This window comes from Bacteroides hominis, assembly GCF_033042785.2.
Taxonomy (GTDB): domain Bacteria; phylum Bacteroidota; class Bacteroidia; order Bacteroidales; family Bacteroidaceae; genus Bacteroides; species Bacteroides hominis.
In genome coordinates, this window is sequence record NZ_CP178829.1 from 2,466,979 (window position 1) to 2,486,921 (window position 19,943).

15 protein-coding genes and 1 pseudogene are annotated in these 19,943 nt (G+C 44.2%); 12 read left to right on the forward strand and 4 right to left on the reverse strand.

Annotation, left to right across the window (positions count from 1 at the left end; genetic code table 11):
• Nucleotides 1-38 precede the first annotated feature (38 nt).
• Both R3O62_RS10260 and R3O62_RS10265 read right to left on the reverse strand, forming a co-directional pair.
• Entirely contained in the window at nucleotides 39-1,499 is a 1,461-nt protein-coding gene (locus tag R3O62_RS10260) for a catalase (protein WP_269110100.1), read from the reverse strand.
• 217 nt (nucleotides 1,500-1,716) lie between these two features.
• Nucleotides 1,717-4,254: a glycoside hydrolase family 31 protein gene (locus R3O62_RS10265; protein ID WP_269110101.1), complete on the reverse strand. Its 2,538-nt coding sequence runs from the start codon at nucleotides 4,252-4,254 to the stop codon at nucleotides 1,717-1,719.
• Between the two features lie 132 nt (nucleotides 4,255-4,386).
• On the opposite strand from R3O62_RS10265, the gene R3O62_RS10270 reads away from it, so the two are divergent.
• The 8 genes and pseudogenes from R3O62_RS10270 (at nucleotide 4,387) to R3O62_RS10305 (ending at nucleotide 14,942) form a co-directional block, all read left to right on the forward strand.
• Nucleotides 4,387-4,932 carry an RNA polymerase sigma-70 factor gene (locus tag R3O62_RS10270; RefSeq protein ID WP_032529786.1) on the forward strand — a complete coding sequence of 182 codons (546 nt, stop codon included), beginning with the start codon at nucleotides 4,387-4,389 and terminating at the stop codon, nucleotides 4,930-4,932.
• A gap of 62 nt (nucleotides 4,933-4,994) precedes the next feature.
• Nucleotides 4,995-5,987, forward strand: a complete 993-nt coding sequence (locus R3O62_RS10275) for a glycoside hydrolase family 43 protein (protein ID WP_269110102.1) — start codon at nucleotides 4,995-4,997, stop codon at nucleotides 5,985-5,987.
• Between the two features lie 638 nt (nucleotides 5,988-6,625).
• Nucleotides 6,626-7,591, forward strand: coding sequence for a FecR family protein (locus R3O62_RS10280; protein WP_317472744.1), 966 nt, complete (start codon nucleotides 6,626-6,628; stop codon nucleotides 7,589-7,591).
• 174 nt (nucleotides 7,592-7,765) lie between these two features.
• Nucleotides 7,766-11,152 carry a SusC/RagA family TonB-linked outer membrane protein gene (locus R3O62_RS10285; RefSeq protein ID WP_005818853.1) on the forward strand — a complete coding sequence of 1,129 codons (3,387 nt, stop codon included), beginning with the start codon at nucleotides 7,766-7,768 and terminating at the stop codon, nucleotides 11,150-11,152.
• 11 nt (nucleotides 11,153-11,163) lie between these two features.
• On the forward strand, nucleotides 11,164-12,687 hold the full coding sequence (locus R3O62_RS10290; protein WP_269110104.1) for a SusD/RagB family nutrient-binding outer membrane lipoprotein: 1,524 nt from the start codon (nucleotides 11,164-11,166) through the stop codon (nucleotides 12,685-12,687).
• Between the two features lie 73 nt (nucleotides 12,688-12,760).
• Nucleotides 12,761-13,747 carry a metallophosphoesterase family protein gene (locus tag R3O62_RS10295; RefSeq protein WP_005809754.1) on the forward strand — a complete coding sequence of 329 codons (987 nt, stop codon included), beginning with the start codon at nucleotides 12,761-12,763 and terminating at the stop codon, nucleotides 13,745-13,747.
• 9 nt (nucleotides 13,748-13,756) lie between these two features.
• Nucleotides 13,757-13,861 (forward strand): annotated as a pseudogene (locus R3O62_RS10300) (alkaline phosphatase); the annotation flags it as partial.
• A 73-nt stretch (nucleotides 13,862-13,934) separates the two neighbouring features.
• Nucleotides 13,935-14,942, forward strand: coding sequence for an endonuclease/exonuclease/phosphatase family protein (locus tag R3O62_RS10305; RefSeq protein WP_005809750.1), 1,008 nt, complete (start codon nucleotides 13,935-13,937; stop codon nucleotides 14,940-14,942).
• 86 nt (nucleotides 14,943-15,028) lie between these two features.
• Here the strand turns inward: R3O62_RS10305 and ahpF are convergent, their stop codons facing one another.
• Nucleotides 15,029-16,579, reverse strand: a complete 1,551-nt coding sequence (gene ahpF, locus R3O62_RS10310; protein ID WP_269110105.1) for an alkyl hydroperoxide reductase subunit F — start codon at nucleotides 16,577-16,579, stop codon at nucleotides 15,029-15,031.
• Between the two features lie 68 nt (nucleotides 16,580-16,647).
• Nucleotides 16,648-17,214, reverse strand: coding sequence for an alkyl hydroperoxide reductase subunit C (ahpC, locus tag R3O62_RS10315; protein ID WP_005775969.1), 567 nt, complete (start codon nucleotides 17,212-17,214; stop codon nucleotides 16,648-16,650).
• A 49-nt stretch (nucleotides 17,215-17,263) separates the two neighbouring features.
• Here ahpC and R3O62_RS10320 point away from each other — a divergent pair, with 49 nt between their 5' ends.
• The 4 genes from R3O62_RS10320 to R3O62_RS10335 all read left to right on the forward strand — a co-directional run bounded on the left by R3O62_RS10320 (nucleotide 17,264) and on the right by R3O62_RS10335 (nucleotide 19,907).
• Nucleotides 17,264-17,392, forward strand: coding sequence for a hypothetical protein (locus tag R3O62_RS10320; protein WP_262910348.1), 129 nt, complete (start codon nucleotides 17,264-17,266; stop codon nucleotides 17,390-17,392).
• A gap of 782 nt (nucleotides 17,393-18,174) precedes the next feature.
• On the forward strand, nucleotides 18,175-18,642 hold the full coding sequence (locus R3O62_RS10325; protein ID WP_005809744.1) for a DUF4890 domain-containing protein: 468 nt from the start codon (nucleotides 18,175-18,177) through the stop codon (nucleotides 18,640-18,642).
• A gap of 151 nt (nucleotides 18,643-18,793) precedes the next feature.
• Complete coding sequence (locus R3O62_RS10330) at nucleotides 18,794-19,348, forward strand: DUF4738 domain-containing protein (RefSeq protein ID WP_005775973.1); 555 nt, start codon at nucleotides 18,794-18,796, stop codon at nucleotides 19,346-19,348.
• 115 nt (nucleotides 19,349-19,463) lie between these two features.
• Nucleotides 19,464-19,907, forward strand: coding sequence for a PepSY-like domain-containing protein (locus tag R3O62_RS10335; RefSeq protein WP_005775974.1), 444 nt, complete (start codon nucleotides 19,464-19,466; stop codon nucleotides 19,905-19,907).
• The last annotated feature ends 36 nt before the right edge of the window (nucleotides 19,908-19,943 follow it).

Below are 19,943 nucleotides of genomic sequence, written 5' to 3' on the forward strand. Positions count from 1 at the left end.
TTGTCTAACATTTAAGGCGCATATAAAAAGAGGGAAAATTATTCTTTCAATGCTTCTTCCAGATTGATGCCCAAGGCACCGGCTACTCCTGCACCATAAGCCGGATCAGCTTTGTAGCAGTTGCGCACATGCCGTTGTTTGATAAACAGTTCTGCATCGCCCATAGCACGTGCAGTATTTTCGAACAATAATTGTTGTTCATTCGCAGGCATCAGTCGGAATAAGTCACCCGGTTGGCTATAGTAATCGTCATCGTATTCGCGTTCGTTATAGTTGAATACATCTCCATGAACCTTCAGAGGCGGTTCCTTTTTATTCGGAGAGTCTTGCCATTCACCATAGCTGTTCGGTTCGTAGCCTTTGGCCGAGCCATAATTGCCATCCACCCGCATAGCTCCGTCACGATGGAATGCGTGGAACGGGCAACGTGGCTTGTTCACCGGAATCTGTTCAGAGTTTACTCCCAGTCGATAGCGTTGTGCATCGCCGTAAGAGAATAGGCGTCCCTGTAACATCTTGTCGGGAGAGAAACCGATACCTTCAACAATGTTCATCGGGTTGAAAGCCGATTGTTCTACTTCTGCGAAATAGTTTTCCGGGTTACGGTTCAGTTCAAGGATACCTACATCCTGTAACGGGAAATCTTTGTGCGACCAAACTTTGGTAAGGTCAAACGGGTTGATGCGATAGTTGTCAGCCTCTTCTTCTGTCATCAGCTGGATCTGGAATTTCCATTTCGGAAAATCACCTCGTTCGATACTTTCGTACAAGTCACGTTGATGTGATTCACGATCTTTGGCTATGATGGCTTCAGCTTCCTGATCAGTCAGGTTCTTGATGCCCTGCATGGTTCTCAGGTGGAATTTAACCCAGATACGTTTGTTCTCAGCGTTTAGGAAACTGTAAGTATGACTGCCGAATCCATGCATGTGGCGATAAGAAGCCGGAATACCGCGCGGACTCATTGTAATGGTTACCTGATGGAGGGCTTCAGGCAATAGGGTCCAGAAATCCCAATTGTTATTGGCACTACGCATGTTGGTGTGTGGGTCACGTTTTACTGCATGGTTCAAATCGGGGAATTTCAGAGGATCGCGCAGAAAGAACACAGGGGTATTGTTACCTACCAGATCCCAGTTTCCTTCTTCTGTATAAAACTTCATGGCAAATCCACGGATATCGCGTTCTGCATCGGCGGCTCCGCGTTCTCCTGCTACAGTTGAAAAACGTACGAAACATTCTGTCTGTTTACCTACCTGGCTGAAGATAGCGGCTCGTGTGTACTTGGTGATATCGTGTGTGACGGTAAATGTGCCGTAAGCTCCGGAGCCTTTAGCGTGCATACGGCGTTCGGGGATCACTTCACGATCGAAATGAGCGAGTTTCTCAATCAACCATGGATCTTGTAGCATGATTGGCCCGCGGGGGCCTGCTGTCTGGCTGTTTTGGTTGTCGGCAATAGGACGACCATTAGCTGCTGTAAGTTTTTTCTTTTCCATATAGTTTTGGTTTTTACCGGAAACAAAGCTTTCAATGATGTGAAGTCTTTTACAGCCCCTCTTCCGTGTTATTACTTGACAAAAGTAGCGCTAAATTGTTTACTCGTCAAATAGATAATTTCAATCCATGGATAGGTGATATCTATTTCTATCAAAGATATCAGTTTTACTTGGATTTGCAATGTTTCGTGGGAAAAAATATAAGATGTAAGTGATTCTATTTTTTCCAGCCGATTGTTTCCAAAAACCATTGGGTATTAGTCTCGTTCAGTTTTTGCTCCTTGAGCATTTCCGGCATTTGACTATAGTTTCTTTTGAATGCTTCTATCAGTTTGTTAAAACGTTCGGGCGAGTAATTCAGTGCAATGCTGGTCGCTTCGGTTGTTCCCATGGCAGGGGTCAATACGATCCCGGCATCCCGGTATTTGAGCGCGGTGACAGCCTTGCTGAATCGTTTGAATTGTGAAACCATTCCGTCATTTAATTCCGGGATAGAAGTCGGATATTGAATTTCTATCGTGTTTCCCTGGCTGCACGATGTTTCCGGTAGAGTGATCAGTAATGCTAATTCATCGCCGATGTATTCATATTCTGCTTTGCTTCCATTCACGGTAATTGCTTCCGGAATGGCGGAACCTAATACTTTTATCTTAAACTGACGGTTAAGCGGCATGTTGCGATAGCTGCCTTTCCGAGGAGCAATCGTTACGGTTAAAAGATTATCTTTTCGTTCACAGGCCATCCGGGTATGGGCATATTCGTCGGCATAATATTTATCATTGCCGTTGTCTTCATAGAAACAGAACGAACCGCTTCCTCCGGGGAATACATTTACGATGATCTCTTCGTTATTGCTGTTCAGATTCTTCACCCGGTTGTAAAGAGGGAGTACGGAGCCCGCTTTTACGTATACCGGATATTCGGTCAGTGTAAACGAGCGTTCTACTGTCTGTCCTCCTTTCAACAAGGTTCCGGTTGTCCATTCAAACCAGTCGTTACCTTCCGGCAGCCACACCTTTACTGTGGAAAGTCCGTTTTGCATGGGAGTAGTGATGGGGGCTACCAAAATCTGGTCACCAAACATGTATTCGTTTCTGAAATCGTATGCCTCTTTGGCTTCAGGATAATCGTAATACATCGGGCGGCAGATAGAAATACCATTATCGTAAGTCTCCCGGGCCATCGTATATATATAAGGAGCCAATTGGTAGCGGAATAGGATCGAGTTACGTAAGGCTTCGAAATAATCCCCTTTGAAATTCCATAATTCTTTATTCAGGACCGCATTCTTTGTAGAGTGAGTTCGCATCACGGGTGTCAGAGCACCGTATTGCATCCAGCGGGTGAAAAGTTCCGGATCGAGTATTTCTTTTTCACCGCCTTTGAACATGTGCCCACCGATGTCATGGCTCCAGTAACCATACAATACATTGGAGGCGCAGTTAGTAAAGTAAGGTTGGAATTCAAGCGATTTCCATGATATGACAGCATCTCCCGAGAAGCCGATCTGGTAACGGTGATTGCCCAGTCCTCCCCAGCGATGATAGAGCATCGGACGCGTATCACGGTTACGCTCCATATCCGAGAAGAAAACATAATTGATCCACCAGGTATTACTGAGGCTGTCCACTTTCTTGTCATACATCCATTGCTGCCAGTCGAGCCACCAGAAGTCTACTCCTTGTTTTTCCATGGGGCGGAGTACCTTGTTCAGCATACCATTCATAAAATGTTTGTCCGAAACTACCCAGGGGATAGGTTCGTGTTTAGCCGTATCTATTCCCATCCATTGTGCCATCTCCGGATATTTTTCTTCATAAGGGGCCACACCATCGGCAGGATGTAGATTTAGGGTAATCTTTAAGTCATTGTCTTTCAGATAACCGAGGAATTTGGCAGGATCCGGAAAGAGTCGGCGATTCCATGTCCATCCCGTCCATCCGCCGAACCCCGGTTCGGTATAGTGCCAGTCCATGTCTACCACCAATACATCCAAAGGAATATTATAAGTGTGGAAGTTGTCCACCAATTGCCGCATCTCCTTGTCCGAATAACTCCAATATCTTGACCACCAATAGCCGAATGCGTACCGGGGTGGGAGAGGAACTTTTCCCGCAAAGGCTGTATAATCTTTCAGGGCAGCTTTGTAGTCGTGTCCATAGGCCATGAAGTACCAGTCTTGTCCGTCTTTATTTTCACGTGTCTCTACCCAGGGCCATTCCGAATCATCAAACAGGAAATTCTTTGAATCGTCAATCAGAGTCCATCCGTCTGTTGAGAGAAGACCGTCTTCCAGCTTCATGTCCTGATGGCTGTATATGTTGTGGTTTCCTTCAAAACCATCCAGTGTGCGGTCCGTCCCTTTCAGGTTTCCCTTTTGCGTTGTACCGGGTGTCCACTCGAAGGGCAACATTCCTTTGGCCGATGTAATCGTTAAATTATCTTTCGTAAAAGGACCTTTCCCTTTTTTATATTTCAATTTCATACGGGCGGTACTTATCACTACCACCGCACTTTTATTTTGTACCGTGTACTCCGGAACCGGTAAGTTACGGTGGATTGCTACAAATGATGGGGCGTCGGTAAACGTACCCGAAGGACTCCATTCCATACGGATAACTCCATCTGTGAGAATGCTAAAACGTACGTTCCCATCACAATAGGCTATTGTGTTCTGAGGAGTTGCGGCCGAGAGTGAAAGGCTGAACAGAACTCCTTGCAATGCCAGTAAAAAATAGACTGCTAAATGTTTCATGTTGTATTTATGTTAGTTTTTCACAAAGATAAGAGTAATATTCATATATTTGTAATAATGAATTTTAAATCTTTTTATATCTTTGCAACCTGTGTAATAATTATCGTTCCTTTAGTTACAACAGATGATAGTATGAAAAAAGACGGTTTCTCAGAAATTTATGATGTTTATTTTCCGAAGTTACTGCGTTTTACCCAAACGTATCTGATTTCAGAGGATGAATCGGAGAATATTGTCCAGGAAATCTTTATCTATTTATGGGAACACAGAGATATCATCGAAACACTTCAGAACCTGAATGCCTATCTGTTTACATTGGCAAAAAACCGTTGTATCGACTATTTTCGTAAAGAGATGGTTCGTGATATCCGTAAAGGTTCGCTTTCGGAGATAGAAAACAGGGAACTCCAACTGAAACTATATTCATTGGAAGCATTTGACAACGATCGCCTTTCGGATGCTGACATTGAGGAGATATTGAATAATGCCATCAATCGCTTGCCGGAGCGTTGCCGTGAAATATTTATTATGAGCCGTTTGCAGAATCTCCGCTATAAAGAGATAGCTATACGGCTGAATGTTTCTCCCAATACGGTTGAGAATCAGATTGCCATCGCATTGCGCAAGTTAAAAGAAGAACTGAAAGACTACTTTCCCCTTTTTGTTTTCATTATCTGAAAAAGAATCCCTATTTTTGTCAAGCTATTAGGAATTACTTATTTTATATTCAAAACACAACAATGAAACACTTAGTTATTTGCATCGTCCTGATGGTGGGCGGTGCTTGCTGCTTTGCACAGCAAAAGAAAGTGGCTGCCCATAAGGCCACGAGTGGTAATCCTGTACTCCAGGGGTGGTATGCCGATCCGGAAGGCATTATTTATGATGATACTTATTGGATCTTTCCAACTTGGAGCGATGTTTACGAAAAACAGACTTTCTTTGATTGTTTCTCTTCCAAAGACCTTGTGAACTGGACCAAACATGCTTCGGTTCTGGATACTACAGCCGTTAAATGGGCTAAGAAAGCGATGTGGGCTCCTTCGGTGATTAGCAAAAATGGAAAATATTATTTCTTTTTTGGAGCGAACGATGTTCACGAAGGAGAGATTGGTGGCATTGGCGTGGCAGTCAGCGATCGTCCGGAAGGACCGTACAAAGATTTGCTGGGCAAGCCGTTGATTAATGAGATAGTGAATGGAGCGCAACCGATCGACCAGTTTGTGTACAATGATGACGGGCGTTATTATATGTATTATGGTGGTTGGGGACATTGTAATGTAGTGCAGTTGAACGATGATTTTACAGGATTGGTACCTTTCGAAGACGGTACTATCTATAAAGAAGTGACTCCGGAAAATTATGTCGAAGGACCGTTTATGTTCAAGAAAGACGGCAAATATTATTTTATGTGGAGTGAAGGAGGTTGGGGAAGCCCTGATTACTCTGTAGCTTATGCTATTTCCGATTCTCCGTTCGGTCCTTTTAAACGTGTAGCCAAAATTCTGGGGCAGGATTCTTCAGTGGCAACCAGTGCCGGACATCACTCGGTGTTGCATGCTCCCGGGTCGGATGATTATTATATTGTTTATCATCGTCGTCCGCTGAATGATAATGCGCGCGATCACCGCGCGACTTGCATTGACAAAATGACTTTTGACAAAGACGGATTTATTAAACCTGTGAAGATGACTTTTGAGGGTGTACCTCCACAGAAGATCAAGAAGAAATAAGGAAATCGTTTGGGAGATGTGCCGGAAACAGAATGGCACATGAACAAAGCTGGTTTTGTAAACGGCCGCAGATGCTGACTTTTTCAAACTGTCGATGACATTTGAAATTGCATCTGAGGCCGTTTTATTGTTTGGGATCAGTAGGGTGTCTTCGGGCAAATGCGGTGATCGTTAAGAGTGAGAAAGTGCATTAAGAAGTCCATTGCTTGATGGGATGTGCTTCTTTATGAAGTGGTGAAGTCATGACTGAAAAATCTTCTGGTCTGCATGTAAAGTTCATCTTAGCCGCTAAGATGGACATCTTGGCTGCCGAGATCTGCATCTTGGCTGCTAAGATACACATCTTGAGTGCTGAGATGGACAGTATGATATGGAGAATCCCATTTTCTTTAGTATTCTGACGAACTTTGATCAGGGACTTTTGTGTGTTTGATTTTAATCTTGTGATGGGCTTGTTCAGAAGAGGTTTCCGGAGAGGGAGAGGTATGAACCGATGAAAGGCCGGGACAGGGGATTGTGATGCTTTATTCTGGCTGCACGGGTCTGATTGCAAAGAAAAAAAGTTTTTTGAAAAAAAGTTGTTTTTCTTTTAGTGGATTTTAAAGGCTGTTACGCCTTATTAATAGAAACCCTAAAAAATGAATGAACTAATAGATAAATATTTTGCAGGAGAAATGACTGACCGGGAGAAAAAAGACCTTTTCGACCGGATAGAGACGGATGAAACTCTGAAGAAAGAATTTCTCCGGATGCAGAATGTAGTGGCGTTGACCGGAATACTTTCCCGGCAGGACGATCCTGAAGTCAGCCGAAAAGGGAAGCAGCATTTCGCGCAACTCCTGTTTCGTAAAAGATTGAAGCGGACAATTACCGTATCTTTGAAATATGCCGCTGTTTTTGCGGTGTTGATTGCAGGTACTTTCTATGTCACAAAGCAATACTTGTCAGAGGAATTCGGTAAAAACTATACTATGATTACAGCTCCCAAGGGACAGCGGGTAAAAGTGGATTTACCGGATGGAACCGTTGCCTGGCTGAGTCCTTGCAGCAGTCTCCGCCTGTCGGCATCTTTTAATGAGTCGGACCGTAAAGTAGAATTGGATGGCGCTACTTATTTTGATGTGGCAAAGAATCCTGAAAAGCCGTTTATCGTTTCGGCCAAGGGCTATCGGGTCAGAGTGCTCGGAACTAAATTCAATATATCGGCCTATAAGAATAGTGCTGAATTTGAGACGGACCTTGTAGAAGGCTGTGTTCACATTTACGACCCGGCAGATATAAGGAATGAAGTATTTCTGCAACCCAAAGAGAAGGCGGTGCTGTGGGGAGACCGTCTGATGAAGCGGGAATCGGACTTTGATAATGAAGAATACCTGAAGAACGGAATAGTGAGCTTCCTGTCGGAACCTTTCGGGAGAGTGCTGAACAGCGTCGCTTTATGGAATGACGTAAATTTCAAGATAGAACGTTCGGTCAATGTAACCCAACGCATTTCCGGTAAATTCCGGCAAAGTGATTCTTTGGAGAGTATCTTAAAAGCTTTGCAAGGTGCCATGCCTTTCAAATACAAGATAGTTAGTGAAGAAGAAATTATTATTTATTGATAAATACGGATGATACTCTAACTAAAGACAGATGCCTATGAAATAGAAAAACAGTATGAAGTGAAAAAAAAGGAGGAAATGGTCTGGTACACCTTTCCCTCCCGATAAAGTCAACACATTTGGCTGGTCCTAATAAAAAACAACAAAGTATTAACCTTATTACATTGCAAAAGTATGAAAAAAAACTTATTGCTGTTATCTTATGCAATTAAACAACGTGAAATTATTCAAATCTTGCGAATTATGAAATGCACAGTCTTGCTATTATTTCTGCTTATCCTTCAGGCACATGCCGGTGTAAGCTCGCAAAATGCAAGGGTAAACATGTCTCGAAACCAACTTCCGTTAAAGGAGTTTATGGCGGAAATTGAAAGACAGACAGACTATCTGTTTATCTATAGTGATGCAGAAATCAATGCTTCTCGTCAGGTAAGTGTGAAGAAGGGTACTCATAGGGTGGCCGATTTACTGAGTGAGGTGCTCTCTAAGAATAATATTTCTTATAATTTCGCAGATAATTATATTTCTCTTCATGTACGCAAAGAGGCTGAAGCACAGTCTTTGGCTGCATCTCCCCAACAGAAAAAGAATACAATTCAAGTATCGGGAACCATCGTAGATACCGCAGGTGAGCCTATAATCGGGGCTAACATCAAATTGAAAGGTGCTCAGGGAACCGGAACGATTACGAACGTGGAGGGTAACTTTAAATTGGAAGTGCCTACCAATGGTGTACTGATCGTTTCCTTTATCGGATACCAACAGCAGGAAGTGCCGGTGAACGGAAAAACCATGCTGAGAATTAAAATGGCGGAAGACGCAGAAGTGCTTGATGAAGTGGTGGTAACAGCTTTGGGTATCAAACGCGAAGAAAAGGCATTGGGTTACGCTGTCCAGAAGGTGGGTGGAAGTAAGTTGTCCACTGTGAAACCTGTTAACATCGCTACTTCACTGACCGGTAAGGTTGCCGGTCTGAACGTAACCAACAGTACGGAGTTCAATACGGCTCCGACCCTCAAACTGCGTGGTGAGACTCCGTTATTGGTTGTGGACGGTGTGCCGTATAGCAATATCTCTCTGAATGATATCGCGGCGGATGACATTGAGTCTGTTGACGTATTGAAAGGAGCTACTGCATCGGCTTTGTATGGTGCCCGCGGAGGTTCGGGAGCTATCATGGTGACTACAAAGAAAGGTAGCCAGGAAGGACTGAATATTTCGGTAAACAGTAGTACGATGTTCAATGCCGGCTATCTGGTGTTGCCGGAAGTGCAACACGGATACAGTACCGGTCAGGGAGGTAAATATACCGCTGCCGACTTTGTTTGGGGTGATAAATTGGATATCGGCCGTACAGCCGTACAGTATGACCCGTATACTTATGAGTGGAAAGAGATGCCGTTGGTTTCGAAAGGTAAAGACAACTTTAAGAACTTCCTGGAAACAGGTTTCATCACCAATAACAATATCAGTATCAGCCAGACCGGTAAATACGGTAGTTTCCGCTCTTCTTTGTCGCATGTTTATAACAAGGGACAATATCCGAACCAGAGATTGAATAAGATTACTTATTCGGTAGGTGGAGACATGAAGTTCGGCAAACTGAGTTTCGAAGGAGGCGCGATCTACAACAAGCGTTTCTATCCCAATGGTGAAGGAGCCGGTTATGGCGGCGGCGGTTACATCTACAACCTGTTGGTATGGACAGGTACCGATTATGATGTGCGCGACTATAAAAACTATTGGAGAAAGAAAGACGAAGAACAGAATTGGATGAATGACGTGTGGTATGATAACCCTTATTATCTGGCGCATGAAATGACTTCATCGAATGATTATGATAAAGTAAATACTTACTTGTCGGGTAAATATGACATCATGCCCTGGCTGAACTTCTCAATGAGAGCCGGTGCCGATGCTTATGCCAGCCGTACGGAAAAGAAAAACGCAATGAGTGCCCGCGGCGGATGGGACAAGAACGGATACTTCTATACATCCAAATCTACCGGATTCAGTTTCAATGGTGATGCTTTGTTATCTGCCAACCACAGTTTTGGCGATTTTGCCATCGATGGTTTTGTCGGAGGTACCATCTATTATTACTATGATGATGCCATATCATCGAATACCCGTAACGGATTGAGCATTCCGGGCTATTATTCGCTGAAGGCATCGGTTGACCCGATCGCTTCTTCAAGTTCATACAAGCAAAAACAGGTGAATTCTATTTACGGAAAATTCTCTGCTTCCTGGAAGAGCACCGTGTTTGTGGATGTTACGGCACGTAATGACTGGTCGTCTACTTTGCCCTCGGAAACACGTTCTTATTTCTATCCGGCTGTATCGGGAAGTATCATCATGTCGCAGTTGCTGAAGATGCCCGAATGGCTGAACTTCTGGAAACTGAGAGGTGCCTGGACTGTAACGAAGAGCGACTTAGGCATTTATGATACGAATCAGGCTTACAGTGTAAGCACCAACGTATGGGACGGAATGAATACTGCCGTATATCCGGAAATGATTCGCAGTTCAACCCTTGAACCGACTGCTGCGCGTTCTTACGAAATCGGTACTGCTTTCAATGTATGGAACAACCGTTTGCGCTTTGATATTTCTTATTATAACAAGCTGAAATACAACCTGACACGTGAAGCTACAATCAGTGGATCGTCCGGTTTTACCAAAACATTGGTGAACTATGATGAAGAGCAGGTTCGTCGGGGAGTGGAAGTTTCGTTGACAGCATCTTTGATCCAATCAAAAGACTGGAATTGGGAAGTGAATGCTAACTGGGCCCGTGACCGTTACTTCTATGCTAAGGTTGACCCGGTGTACTCTACACAGAAACCTTGGGTAGCTGCCGGTAAACGTTGGGACTGGTATGGCATCTATGACTGGGAACGTGACCCTCAGGGAAACATCATTCATGAAAACGGTTATCCCGTACAAAGCAAATACCAGTCGGTAATGGGTAATGAATATCCGGACTGGATCTGGGGTCTCAGCACTACCTTGCGCTATAAAGAATGGACTTTGGGAATCTCGCTGGACGGACGTGTAGGCGGTATGGCTTATTCTCGTACGGAGCAGACCATGTGGAACACCGGTGTACACCCCGATAGTGATAACAAATGGCGTTATGATGAAGTGGTGAACGGCAAAAAGAACTATGTGGGCCAGGGTGTGAAAGTGGTATCGGGTAAGGTTGAATACGACACAACCGGAAAGATTATCAGTGATACGCGTGTGTTTGCACCGAACGATACACAGGTTTCGTATGAAAGCTATATCAAGAACTACAATCCGTGGTCGGGTGGCAAGGTTTACCAGAACGTTCACGACTGTACATTCCTGAAATTGCGTGAGCTTTCATTGTTGTACACAATGCCTAAATCAGTATGTGATAAACTGCATATGAAAGGCGTTACACTCGGTTTGATCGGACAGAACTTATTGATCTGGATGAAAGAGTTTAAGTATGCTGACCCGGATGTGGATTCGGACGACCTGAATTCACCTTCTATGAGATATGTCGGATTTAATGTTAAGTTTGATTTGTAAAAATGGAAATTATGAAACTAATAAATAAAACGTTGCTTTTACTTACAGCAAGTGCCGCTATCCTGGCATCTTGTAACAAGTTTGATGATTTGAATACGAACCCGGATGCCGCAACCAAGGTGACAGCCCCCATGTTGGCGACAAAACTTATCCTGAATATCACACAACAGGGTGCTGCAAAGAATTTTGTATACCACAGTATGCTGAGCAAGCAGATCGCATGGTCGGAGAATGCTTCGGATGAACAGTACAATTTGTTTGGCAGAACCGATTTTGACGGTTATACCATTCTCACAAACTGCCAGAAGATGATTGATGCGGCCAATGATGGAGATAAGGACTCGTATGCTGCTTTGGCTAAGTTTATGAAGGCCTATAAGCTGTTCTATAAATCATTGGAAGTAGGCGATATCCCTTACAGTGATGCTTTGAAAGGCGAAGAGGGAGTTCAAAAGCCTAAATACGATACACAGAAAGAGGTGATGCGCCAGGTATTGGAAGATTTGGAAGAGGCTTACACTTTATTCTCATCGGGTGATGACTTTGACGGTGACCCTATCTTTGGCGGTGACACTGAAAACTGGAAAAAGACCGTGGTTGCATTCGAACTGAAGGTACTGACCCACTTGTGTAAGAAAGAGGCGGACGCAGACCTGAAAGTGAAAGAACGCTTTGCCCGACTGGCTGCCTCGGGTTCGCTGATGACATCGAATGCAGATAACTTCCAACTGGTATATTCTAATAAGGCCGGACAGCTTTATCCGTTCTACTATACACAAAACAAGCATTCTGACTATCTGATGATGTCGAGCGTGATTATCGATAACCTGAAAAAGTTCAATGACTACCGCATGTTCTATTATGCTTCTCCTTCGAAAGCCCAGATAGACAAAGGGGTGAAAGAGTCCGAGTGGGATGCTTATCTTTCGGTAGATCCTTCGGACAGCTATTCAAATATCTCTGTCCTGTACGGAAAAGGTGAATTCTGCCTGGCTAACCTTCGCTATACCCGTATTCCGGAGGGGGAACCTCTGATGCGCCTGAGCTATGCGGAGCAGAACTTTATATTGGCTGAGGGAGCTGCACGCGGCTGGATTTCGGGAGATGCTTCTACTTATTATAAGAAAGGTATAGAAGCCAGCATGAATTTTATAGCGGACAACACGCCTGATAAGGAAGAGTATACCCATGGACGTACCATTACCCAAGAGTATATACAGGAATACTTGGCACAACCGGTCATCCAGTTATCCGGTGATAAGGAAAAAGATCTGGAGATGATCTTATTGCAACGTTATCTGGCCTCGTTCCTGCAACATCCGTATGATGCTTACTATGACTACCGCCGTACAGGATATCCGGTATTGCCTATCAATCCGAATACGAACCTGAATACAGAAAAGGATAAGATCCCTACAAGATGGATGTATCCGGAGGCTGAATTCAGTTATAATCCGGATAACGCCAACGAAGCTGTTCAGCGTCAGTACAACGGTTCGGACGATGTGAATAAGTTAATGTGGATTCTCCAGTAAATTATTACTCATTTGAAGGTAAACGCACAGGTATATCCTGTGCGTCCTTCTTTATACCCAAATAATCATAACCATGAAACAAATTTATTTATTGTTGGCTATCCTGTTGGGAAGCCTTCAGCTGGCAAGTGCACAGCAGCAAACTCTCCGGTTCAACAAAGACGGTAAATTCAAGATTGTCCAGTTTACCGATGTTCATTATATCTATAACGACCCCCGTTCGGACATATCGGTTGAGCGTATCAATCAGGTACTGGATTTGGAAAAACCCGATCTTGTTCTTTTCACAGGTGACGTGATTTATGGCAAACCCGCGGAAGAAGGGATGCGTACGGTATTGAATCTGGTATCTAAAAGAGAGATTCCTTTTGCCGTAACTTTCGGGAATCATGATAATGAGCAGGGGTTGACCCGTGAAGAACTGCTGAAGATTATCCAGTCCGTTCCTTACAACCTGACACAGACCACTCCGGGAATCTCGGGGGTGACCAATTTTATCCTGCCTGTGAAGTCGTCGGACGGAAAACGCAATGCAACGGTTCTTTATTGCATCGACTCCCATTCTTATTCACAGATAAAAGGGGTGAACGGATACGATTATATCAAATTTGACCAGATTCAGTGGTATCGTGAGAACAGTAAGAAGTTTACTGCGGAAAATAATGGCGTTCCGGTTTCGTCGTATGCATTTTTTCATATAGCTTTGCCGGAGTATAATCAGGCAGCCTCTTCCGAAAGCGCAATACTTTATGGTATTCGTAAAGAAAAAGCATGTGCTCCCCAATTAAATTCGGGCTTGTTTACTGCCATGAAAGAGATGGGAGATGTGAGAGGTGTATTTGTGGGACATGATCATGATGACGACTATGCTGTGTCATGGAAGGGCATCTTGCTGGCATACGGACGTTATACTGGCGGTAATACAGTCTATAACCATCTGACAAACGGTGCGAGGGTGATAGAGTTGGATGAAAACGCAAGCAGCTTCCGTACATGGATACGCCTGAAAGAAGGGATTGTACAACAAGTGACCTATCCTGCCGATTTTACTAAAGAATAAAGGTTGCACAAAAGCATGATGCGATATGACACTGCCGCCACGATGGGATATGTTTTTGGAGTGAAACAGCCGCAAGTTTGGACAGGACGTCCGATGATACAGGCTTTCAAGTAAAACAGTACTGTCACAACCCGAAGAAAAACAATGCACATAATATAAATTGGATAAAATGAAAAAGATTTTTTTTATGACGCTTTTCCTGCTGGTAACTATGGTGGGGCAAAGTAAAGGTAAAGGTGAATTTACGGTTCTGCAATGGAATGTATGGCAGGAAGGTACAATGGTTCCGGGAGGATATGATGCAATCGTTAACGAGATTGTACGTTTGCAACCCGATTTTGTGACGTTCAGTGAAGTACGCAATTACCATAACACTCGTTTCAACGACCGTATTGTGGCTTCTCTCAAAGAGAAAGGGCTGGATTATTACTCTTTCTATACTTATGACACAGGCTTGCTGAGCAAACATCCGATTACGGATTCACTGACTGTATTTCCGGAAAACGGAGATCACGGAAGTATCTATAAACTGACCAGCTCGGTGGACGGACATAAAGTGGCTGTTTATACGGCGCATTTGGACTATCTGGATTGTGCATATTACAATGTGCGTGGTTATGACGGTTCCAGTTGGAAAGAGATACCTATTCCGACTACTGTGGAAGAGGTGCTCAAAGTGAATGTGGCATCTCAACGCGATGACGCTATCAAGATGTTTATCGCTGAGGCCAAAAAGGACATTGCAAACGGATATAGCGTGATTGTAGGCGGTGACTTCAACGAACCTTCACATCTGGACTGGATTGAGGAAAACAAGAATCTGTACGACCATAATGGTCTCGTAATTCCCTGGACAGTAACAACATTGTTGGAGAAGGACGGATTTATAGATACATACCGCCATATTTACCCGAATCCGCTGACTCACCCGGGATTTACATATCCGGCAGATAATCCGCTGAAAGAACCCGGTAAACTGACATGGGCACCGAAAGCGGACGAACGTGACCGCATTGATTTTATTTTCTATCAGGGAAAGGATATTGAAGCAAAGAAAGCGGTGATCTTTGGTCCGAAAGGCTCTATCGTACGTAACCAGAGAGTACAGGAGACTTCAAAAGACAAATTCCTGCTCCCGCTGGACGTATGGCCGACCGATCATAAAGGACTGTTGGTAACGTTTAAGATGAAGTGATGTTTCACCACAGAAGACATAGAGTAACACAGAGTGAATTTTAAGTCATTGATTATTGACATAAATGCTCTGTGTTACTCTGTGTCTTAAATCTCCCCACGCATCCGGTCTTCGAATGCTGCGAGTGCTGCTTTGGCACCTTCCCCCATTGCGATGATAATCTGTTTGTAGGGAACGGTGGAGACATCTCCGGCAGCATAGATCCCCGGAACATTGGTGCGGCAGTGGGAGTCTATTATGATTTCACCCGGACGGTTTACTTCTACTGTCTCCCGGAAAATACCGCTGTTGGGCATCAGTCCTATCTGTACAAAAATGCCGTCTAACCCGATCACCTGTTCCTGCTCCGTCTGACGGTCTTTGACACGGATGCCGGTAACTTTGTCGCCATTGCCTATCACTTCGGTGGTCTGCGAATGGACGAAGACTTCTATGTTCGGCAGGCTTTTCAGTTTCTCCTGCAACACTTGGTCTGCTTTCAGTTCATCCATAAATTCGAGTACCGTGACTTTTGAGCAGATACCTGCCAGATCGATGGCAGCTTCGATTCCGGAGTTTCCTCCTCCTACGACAGCCACATGTTTTCCTTTGTAGAACGGACCATCGCAATGCGGACAGAATGCAACTCCCCGGCCGATGTATTCCGCTTCGCCCGGTACATTCAGTTTACGCCAGCTTGCACCGGTGGCAACGATTACTGCCGGAGCAGAGAAACGCTCGCCCCCTTTGGCTGTGAGCACTTTGTCTTTGCCTTCAAGCTCGAGCTTTTCAAGCCGGCGATGTTCGAGCAGGTCGATAGGGTATTGTGCCATGTGCGTTTTCAAGTTATCGGCCAACTGACTTCCGGTGGTTGAGGGAACGGAAATCAGGTTCTCTATGCCGACCGTCTCTTTTACCTGTCCGCCTATTCTTTCGGCAATAACGGCTACATTCAGGCCTTTGCGGGCCGAATAGATGGCAGCGGCGGAACCTGCCGGACCTCCACCGACTACAATCACGTCATACTTCCTGATAGAACTTTCACGGGCGCTTTGTTCCACTCCATATTGTTCTTCCAGTTTGCTCAACAGTTCGCCAAAGTCGCCGCGGCCTACATGAATCAGTTTGCCGTCTGCGAATACAGAGGGAACTCCCTGTATTTTCAAGGCTTCTACTTCGGCTTGATTGATGGCACCATCCACCGTCTGGTGCTGGATCCGGGCGTTGAGTGTGGTCATGGCATTGAGTGCCTGCACTACGTCGGGACAGTTGGTACAAGTCAATGACACATAGGTTGTCAGGCGGATAGGTCCTTTCAATGCTTTTACCCGGTTGCAAATCCCTTCGTCCGGGAAGTTTTTGCCTTTTCCGTCTGCGTTCAGTACGGCGAGTAGTAATGAACTGAATTCATGTCCGTTGGGGACGGCGCGGAAAGTGATGCCCGTCCTTTGGTCGTCTTTGAGAAGCGTAAATTCCAGTCCTTCGCCCTCATGGATCCGGCAAGATAGTTTCTCTGAACAAGATGCCACGTCGTTCAGAAGGTCCAGGAGTTCGTTGCGGCTTTCGTGCTGTGGTGAGACGGTGATATCGAATGTGTACTTCGCCTCCAATCCGGAGAAGATGGTACGTAATTGTTCTTTTATAGCTGAGTCTAACATTATATTGAAGATTGATTAGGGTAAAAAAGACCGGCATTGGGGGATGCCGGTCTTCATAGAATTACTGCTTAGATCTTACCGACCAGATCGATGCTCGGCTTCAGGGTTGCTTCGCCTTTTTTCCATTTGGCGGGGCAAACTTCTCCGTCGTGGGTAGCCACAAACTGTGCGGCTTCTACTTTGCGGAGTAATTCATCGGCATTACGTCCGATGTTGTTGTCCTGTATTTCGGCAATCTTGATCTTTCCTTCCGGATTTACGAGGAAGGTTCCGCGGTAAGCCATTCCGTCTTCTTCGATCATCACGCCAAAGCCACGGCTCAGTACGCCTGTCGGGTCTGCCAGCATCGGATATTTGATCTTGCGGATACTTTCCGAAGCATCATGCCATGCTTTGTGTACAAAGTGGGAGTCGGTGCTTACCGAGTACACTTCCACACCCATGGCCTGGAATTGCTCATACTTTTCGGCAACGTCTACCAATTCTGTCGGACATACAAATGTGAAGTCTGCCGGATAGAAGAAGAAAATAGCCCATTTTCCCTTTACGTCTTCGCTGCTTACTGTTTTAAAACTTCCGTTTTGAAAAGCCTGTACTTTGAATTCAGGCATCTGTGAGTTGATAATTGGTTCCATAATTGTTTCTTATTTAGATTCATTCTTTATTTGTTTACGTTGCAAAAGTATGGCAAAATTTCCCGTTTCAGCAAAAAATCCCATTGATAATATTTATCGGCTGATAGATGAAATCTTATGGGGTATGCAGCTCCATGTGTTTTTTGCCTGGTATAAGGACGGAACGTTCATATTGTAACTTATTTCTTTAGTTCTCTTCCGGAAAGAAAGTAAAAACGCTGATTGGCTGACAAGCCCTTTGGAGATTCGGATCAAACCGGCGGGAGCGAAGTGCAAAAACTGAGTTTTTCTTCCTCAAGAAGCAGGCTTGGGCGGCGCGAAAGCCGGTGTTTTCATCCAAAAGAGCCGGTGTTTCCGGAAAAAGAAGTAAGCATTTGGTCCGAAAGACGTAAGCAACTTGAGAAAATGCTTACTTCTTTTTGGAATATCTCTATATGTTTTCTCTCATTACATATATTGTTCCCGTTTGAGAGATGAAAAGAGAGAGATTTTTTTCTGGTTGACCTTTGATTATGAAGGTGCCGAAACAGATAAAAGGGAAGTGCCGGACTTAAATAATACCCTTTTTGTTCTTATTCTTATAGAATAAGTGTTCTCTTGCCTGAAAATAGAGATTAAAGGTGATAAAACGGAAAAGGCTGACTGGGAAAGGAGACGAAAAAAACGTTCTACTGCATTCTTGCCCGGAAAAAAGCAAATCTGGGTCCATTCGATTATCAATTTGACAGAACGGCATTTTAAAGCCTTCGCCGTGGAAAGAGGAGGGAGGGGTGCTTGGAAGAGAAGGTAATATGAAAGCAAAGAGAGCGCAGACAGGTGTAGTCTAATCAAAATAGAAATAAGTTTGCGTTTTGTTAAAGTTGTATTCACGTTTAAACTTCTATCTGACTTTTTAGTCATATAGACAGTTGCAACAAAAAAGACAGATGATTATTTGATAATTTAAAAAAGAAAAGAACAATGAAAAGAATAAGTTTTTTGTTAGTGGCCCTTTTGATGGTAGGGGGAATGGCGATGGCACAAGGCCCGCGCAGAGGTGGTCAGAATATGGATCCGAAGGAACGTGCCGAGCGCATGACTGAACGTATGGCGAAAGAATACTCTTTGAACGAAACCCAGAAGAAACAACTGTTGGAAGCCAATATGGCTCTGATGGAGAAGATGGGAACACGTCCCGGAAAGATGAAACCCGAAATGAGGCAAGGTAAGGAGGGGCAGAGTCAGGCTACTGACAGCTGCACTTGTAAACAGGATAAAAGAAAAGCTCCCCGCATGTCGAAAGAAGACAGAGAAAAGATGCGACAGGAGATGAAAGCTTCGCGTGAGGCTTACGATGCCAGTCTGAAGAAAATAATGACGAAGGAGCAGTATGAGGCCTATACCAAGCAGAAGGCCGAACGCGGACCGAAAAGAGGAGGTAGAAAGTAAATTTCAGTATGGATGATCAGTGATGGACCGGCGTAGCGGTATAGGGCGCCGGTTCCTCACTAATTGTCAGCTACTAATTACCGAAATACTTGTATATTTCCACTGCTTTTTGTTCCTTTGCCGTACGATTTAATAAACAGATGATTCAAATATGAAAAAGCTTATTTATCTGCTTGGGTTGACAATGCTTATGGTTATCGTTGCGTGTTCCGGTACAGCTGAAAAGAAACAGAGCGATATCCGTGTCTTGATGCAAGATAGCACCGATGCACATGGCTTGCAGCGGATGACAGCCCGGAAGAGTGAGATAGATATTAAATACAAAGGCAAAGAGTACCATTCGTTTATATCCCGTACCCCTAATGATTCACTTCCCCGGGTAGTGAGCCAGATGGGAAATACATACGTTGACAATCAGATTGTTCTGAGACTGACACGCGGGAATGAACGTATTTTTAGCAGGACTTTCACCAAGAAACAATTTGCGTCTCTGATAGGAGAGGACTTTATGGCAAAGTCCATTCTGGAAGGAATTGCTTATGATAAAACAACTCCCGAGGGATTTGTCTATGCCGCCAGTATCTGTTATCCTCAAACGGACTTGTATGTGCCCGTCTCCATTACGATCTCGACCGATGGGAAGATCAGCATGAAGAAAGAAGAACTTCTGGAAGAGGTATACGAGGAGGATACTTCTGGCCGTTAAAAAATACAAAAAGAGTTTACCCTTTTGTTTATTACCAAATCTTTCCCGATTCTATCTCGTTATTTGCAGTGTAAAATAATTCCGAAACTTATTATTTACACTAAAAATAACGATTATGAAAAAGATTCTATCTATTCTTGTTTTGGCTATCATAGCCGTTCAATTTGCGTTTGCAGGTGATATCATTACGAAAGACGTGATGACACTGCCTCTTCCGGCACGCAACTTTATTAATCAGCACTTTTCTAATCCGCAGATTTCGCATATTAAGATAGAAAATGAGATTCTGCAAACAAAGAAGTACGATGTATTGTTGACTAATGCAACCGAGATCGACTTCGATAACCGGGGAAACTGGATTGAAGTGGATTGTAAGAAAGCCGCTGTTCCCGCATCGATTATCCCAGGCTTCGTGAAGGAGTATTTGAAGTCCAATGGATATAACTCTGAATTTGTAACTCAGATAGAACGTGACCGCAGAGGTTATGAAGTCGAGCTTAATACGGATTTGAGTCTGAAGTTTACCAAAGACGGCCGTTTCCGTAAAGCGGAATATTGATAAATTGGAATAAACCTGTTAAAAAAAGACCTTGAT

Bases quoted from the DNA above. Each gene is read 5' to 3' on its own strand.
- R3O62_RS10275 (WP_269110102.1), top strand. From the start codon at position 4,995: ATGAAACACTTAGTTATTTGCATCGTCCTGATGGTGGGCGGTGCTTGC.
- ahpF (WP_269110105.1), bottom strand. From the start codon at position 16,579: ATGTTAGACTCAGCTATAAAAGAACAATTACGTACCATCTTCTCCGGA.
- R3O62_RS10260 (WP_269110100.1), bottom strand. From the start codon at position 1,499: ATGGAAAAGAAAAAACTTACAGCAGCTAATGGTCGTCCTATTGCCGAC.
- R3O62_RS10330 (WP_005775973.1), top strand. From the start codon at position 18,794: ATGAAAAAGCTTATTTATCTGCTTGGGTTGACAATGCTTATGGTTATC.
- R3O62_RS10285 (WP_005818853.1), top strand. From the start codon at position 7,766: ATGAAAAAAAACTTATTGCTGTTATCTTATGCAATTAAACAACGTGAA.
- R3O62_RS10295 (WP_005809754.1), top strand. From the start codon at position 12,761: ATGAAACAAATTTATTTATTGTTGGCTATCCTGTTGGGAAGCCTTCAG.
- R3O62_RS10280 (WP_317472744.1), top strand. From the start codon at position 6,626: ATGAATGAACTAATAGATAAATATTTTGCAGGAGAAATGACTGACCGG.
- R3O62_RS10270 (WP_032529786.1), top strand. From the start codon at position 4,387: ATGAAAAAAGACGGTTTCTCAGAAATTTATGATGTTTATTTTCCGAAG.
- R3O62_RS10290 (WP_269110104.1), top strand. From the start codon at position 11,164: ATGAAACTAATAAATAAAACGTTGCTTTTACTTACAGCAAGTGCCGCT.
- R3O62_RS10265 (WP_269110101.1), bottom strand. From the start codon at position 4,254: ATGAAACATTTAGCAGTCTATTTTTTACTGGCATTGCAAGGAGTTCTG.
- R3O62_RS10320 (WP_262910348.1), top strand. From the start codon at position 17,264: ATGGCAAAATTTCCCGTTTCAGCAAAAAATCCCATTGATAATATTTAT.
- ahpC (WP_005775969.1), bottom strand. From the start codon at position 17,214: ATGGAACCAATTATCAACTCACAGATGCCTGAATTCAAAGTACAGGCT.
- R3O62_RS10305 (WP_005809750.1), top strand. From the start codon at position 13,935: ATGACGCTTTTCCTGCTGGTAACTATGGTGGGGCAAAGTAAAGGTAAA.
- R3O62_RS10335 (WP_005775974.1), top strand. From the start codon at position 19,464: ATGAAAAAGATTCTATCTATTCTTGTTTTGGCTATCATAGCCGTTCAA.
- R3O62_RS10325 (WP_005809744.1), top strand. From the start codon at position 18,175: ATGAAAAGAATAAGTTTTTTGTTAGTGGCCCTTTTGATGGTAGGGGGA.